Origin of the sequence: Legionella sp. km772 (assembly GCF_003989735.1) — a bacterium.
Lineage (GTDB): Bacteria > Pseudomonadota > Gammaproteobacteria > Legionellales > Legionellaceae > Legionella.
Genome location: NZ_RZGQ01000208.1, coordinates 1 through 4,424, shown reverse-complemented (window position 1 = coordinate 4,424; position 4,424 = coordinate 1). Strand labels below are relative to the sequence as shown.

The following is a 4,424-nucleotide window of genomic DNA, read 5'->3' as shown; positions in this document are numbered from 1 at the left end:
AAAAACTCATTTAAATCACTTTGCTATTAAGTACAAATTGATTCTTAGAGCGAACCAGATTGCTTGGCAGGAGCTTAAAAATATGGCAGCTTAAAATTGACCGTGCGTAACATGAGTTACTGAGGAACATTTAGCTGACGATCTCGATAAACCAGAATCGCTGGGGATGAGTTAGGGGAAGCTCGCGCCTTGTGTTTTACCATGTTGGGTTATTAGATCATAATTACTGTCCCATTGATTATGGTTTTTTATAATAGCGTAGATGTTCTCATCCAAGTGCTTTTTTAAAATTTTGCAGGTTGGTAGAGGAGGCGTATTTATTAATAGAGCTTCTATTTCTTGAGCTGCCTTTAATCCATTATCGGCATGGCCCTGTTCGTGAGTTGTTAGGTTTTTTAAGTAGTTATCCCATTTAATTTTTAAATGGTGCTCAGCAAACTCTCTATTTCCCCACTGGGGCATGAAGTGGTCTATTCTAAGTTTGACATGAACGCGATTAATTTGGTGGTCGTTTTGGCTATTACGAGTGCACTGATAATACCAATTAATGGACCAATTCACTTTTGCATCAAAATGCTCACCATTAAGTACCGGGCCTTGTGCAGATAATTCTTTTCTTAAGTCTTGGCTGGTTGACCCCTTAATTTTGTAGTAACTGTGGTACTCGCTGACTACCGGGTTCGAAAACGTCTTAGTCGAAAAAATTAAAAAAAGAAAAGGAGTTAATTTCATAGGGCGAGTTTAGTAAGTAAGGAACTAATTTCAAAAATGCGCTCCTCAGCACTTGTTGCATCAATTGTGAACTTCAAGCGTTGCGGCCCTTCCATTTGATAACGTTTGGCATGTACTTGGATTAATGAAATTAATTCTGCAGGATTAATAGCAGGCTTTTCTGTAAAATCTAACTTTCCTTGCTGACCCGAGGCGCTAATTTTTTGAATTCCTAATTGCGCGGCTTTCAGTTTTAATTCGGTAATGAGTAGAAGATTTTTTACCGGGGGTGGTAATAAACCAAAGCGGTCTATTAACTCTACCTGCAAATCGTGTAGCTGCTCTTTAGTTTTAGCATTCGAAATACGTTTATACATAATTAAACGATTATGAATATCGCCAATGTAGTCTTCGGGAATAATCGCGCTGATCCTTAAATCAATTTCTGGGCCTTGATTCATTGGTGCAGAAAGTTCGGGAGTTTTACCTGCTTTCAAATCGTCAACCGCGCGTTCTAATAATTCCATAAAAAGATTAAAGCCGATAGCGTGCATGTTACCACTTTGTTCCTCCCCTAAAAGCTCTCCTGCACCCCGGATTTCCATATCATGAGTAGCTAAAGTAAAGCCTGCGCCTAGGTCTTCTAAAGAGACAATAGCTTCTAGACGTTTAATGGCGTCTTTGGTTAATGATTTTTCATTAGGGCTTAATAAGTAGGCATAGGCTTGATGATGTGAGCGTCCCACTCGACCGCGTAATTGGTGGAGTTGTGCTAAACCAAATTTATCCGCTCTATCGATGATGATGGTATTCGCAGTAGGGATATCAATTCCCGTTTCAATAATAGTGGTACAAACAAGGACATTAAAACGGTGATGATAAAAATCAGACATAATCCGCTCTAATTCTCTCTCTCTCATTTGCCCATGGGCGCTTCGGACTTTAGCCTCCGGTACTAAGGTTTGTATATCTTGGCAAATGCGCTCAATGGTCTGAACTTCATTGTGTAAGAAAAAGACCTGTCCACCCCTCAAAATTTCCCGCAAAATGGCTTCACGAATAATAGAATCTTTCTTTTCTTGCCAAAAGGTTTTAATCGCTAAGCGTTTTGCCGGTGGGGTTGCAATGAGCGATATATCACGTATTCCCGCCATTGCCATATTTAGAGTCCTGGGAATGGGGGTTGCAGTCATTGATAAAATATCGACATGAGTACGTAAGGACTTCATGTATTCTTTTTGTTTAACCCCAAAACGGTGCTCTTCATCGATAATTAATAGGCCTAGATTTTTAAAAGCAATGGATTTTTGAAATAATTTATGAGTGCCGATGACGATATCAATTTTTCCGCAACTGAGGCCTTGAATCACGGCTTCCGATTCTTTTGCACTGCGAAAACGTGATAAAAGATCAATATTAATAGCAAAATCGGCAAAGCGATCACGGAAGGATTCGAAATGCTGACCTGCTAATAAGGTTGTTGGGGCAAGGACACATACTTGTTTGCCATTTTGTACGGCGACAAAGGCGGCACGCATCGCAACTTCAGTTTTCCCAAAGCCTACATCGCCACAGATTAGGCGATCCATAGGACGGGGTGATTGCATGTCTTTGATTATTTGCTCTATCGCATTTAATTGATCAGTCGTTTCACTAAAGGGGAAAGCAGAGGCAAATTTTTGATATTCATTATGGTTAAACTCATACTGCTGACCGGGTTGGGCCTCTCTTTTAGCATATAAATCTAAGAGCTCTATTGCCACATCATGAATTTTTTCAACAGCTTTTTTCTTCTCTTTTTGCCATTGATCAGTGCCGAGTTTATGCAAAGGGGCATGTTCACTATCAACGCCAGTGTAACGACTAATTAGATGCAAAGAGGTGACGGGAACATAAATTTTATCTTCACCTGCATAAGTTAAAACTAAAAACTCACTGGATATATTATTAGCTTCGATATATTGCAATCCTTGATACCGACCCACACCAAATTGTAAATGGACGACAGGTTCTCCAACCCGCAATTCGGCCATATCGCGAATGATTAAATCAGGATCAATGGTTTTTTGGTTGCTCCGGCGTTGGGGAATACTTTGTTCACCAAATAATTGTGATTCTACAATAATAATAAGATCTTTATCGCTAAGCTCACAGCCATAGACTAAAGGGCCGGTTGTGATGTTAATTAAGGCATCGTCATTAAGAAAATCCTGCCAAGAAGCCTGTATTTTGGGAATTATCCCACTCATTTTTAATAAATCGAGAATCACTTCACGGCGGCCTGCGCTTTCTACCACTAATAAATAACGAGTCGCTTTTTGGGTGCAATAGGTGCGTAATTGATTAAGCGGCTCCGGGCTTTTTCGATCAATAGGTAAAGAAGGGGCTTTGGCGATGTTAAAATTTAGAGCCCCTTTTTTTTCAGACGCTTTATGAAATACCCGTAATTGTTCATAAGTGTTTGCTCTGGTAAGCCAATCTTGTACATTAATAAAACAAGAATCAGGTGGAAGAATGGGGCGGCTTACATCATAGCGTCTTTGCTCATAGCGCTCACTTGCTTCTGACCAAAACTGTTCCCCGTGGCTTTGGATGTCCTCAATAAGACAAAGCTTGCTGTCTTTAGGCAAGTAGTCAAAGAAAGTCAGGGTATTTTCAAAAAATAGCGGAAGATAATATTCGATACCAGAAGGAAATTGACCTTGGCTGACTGATTCATAAATAGGGCATTGGCTTGGATTTCCTGGGAATAACTCCCTAAATTTACGCCTAAATAAAGTTTGGCTTTGTTCATTTAAAGGAAATTCACGGGCTGGTAAGACATTAATTTCATTGGTTTTTTCTACAGTCCTTTGCGTTTCGGTATCAAATTCTCTTAAACTTTCAATTTCATCGTCAAAAAGCTCTATACGAAAAGGTTGTCCACTTCCCATTGGATAAACATCAATAATCGAGCCACGTAATGCGAATTCACCATGCTCTAAGACTTTATTAACATTATGATAACCTGCTTGCTGAAGTTGGTTGCGAAAGAGCTCTAAATCTAATTTTTGTCCTTGTCTTAATAATAAGGCATATTGATGAATAAACTCTGGAGGACAAAGACGGTGCATTAAGGTACTGATTGAACTTACAATAACTGCATTTTTCGCATGTTGAATGCGACTTAAGGTGTATAAGCGTTGTGAAATAATATCCTGATGGGGAGAAAATTGATCATAGGGTAGCGTTTCCCAATCGGGAAATAAAAGTAGTTCTTGAGCAAGACCTTTAGGGTCAAAAAAGAAACTTAATTCTTCAATTAATTGATTGGCACTCAAAGTATCCTGGGTAATTAACACTTTTATGCCGGGGGTTTGTTGACAATATTCTGCTAAAGCAAGCGTTAAACTGCTACCATAAAGTTGCCCCCAAATTTGTTTATTTTGTGTCGCTTGGTAGAGTATCGTTGTAGCTGCCATAGTCTTCAAAACATTCGTAAAAAGGTGATAATTATACCTTCAAGTCGCGTATTCTGCATCTAATTTAAAATGCTTTGAGAGCTAAATAGTATGTTATGATTTTGTTTCCTTTTCTTTTTTAACAGGATGTTACTATGATATAGGCGCGGATTTTTAGACGAAAAAAAGGTATTTTTAAGAGCTATTCTTCTAATATAAGAGGGGAATAGAATGACCAAAAAGCGAAATTATTACACTGCATCAAAAAAATCA

Annotated in this window: 2 protein-coding genes; both read right to left on the bottom strand. The window is 38.8% G+C overall.

All coding sequences use genetic code 11. From position 1 onward, the window contains the following. Nucleotides 1–171: 171 nt before the first annotated feature. On the bottom strand, nucleotides 172–732 hold the full coding sequence (locus tag ELY15_RS13765; protein ID WP_127101012.1) for a DUF922 domain-containing protein: 561 nt from the start codon (nucleotides 730–732) through the stop codon (nucleotides 172–174). Beyond that, nucleotides 729–4,172, bottom strand: coding sequence for a transcription-repair coupling factor (mfd, locus tag ELY15_RS13760; RefSeq protein WP_127101010.1), 3,444 nt, complete (start codon nucleotides 4,170–4,172; stop codon nucleotides 729–731). The genes ELY15_RS13765 and mfd overlap by 4 nt, the downstream gene beginning before the upstream one ends. Between the last annotated feature and the right edge of the window lie 252 nt (nucleotides 4,173–4,424).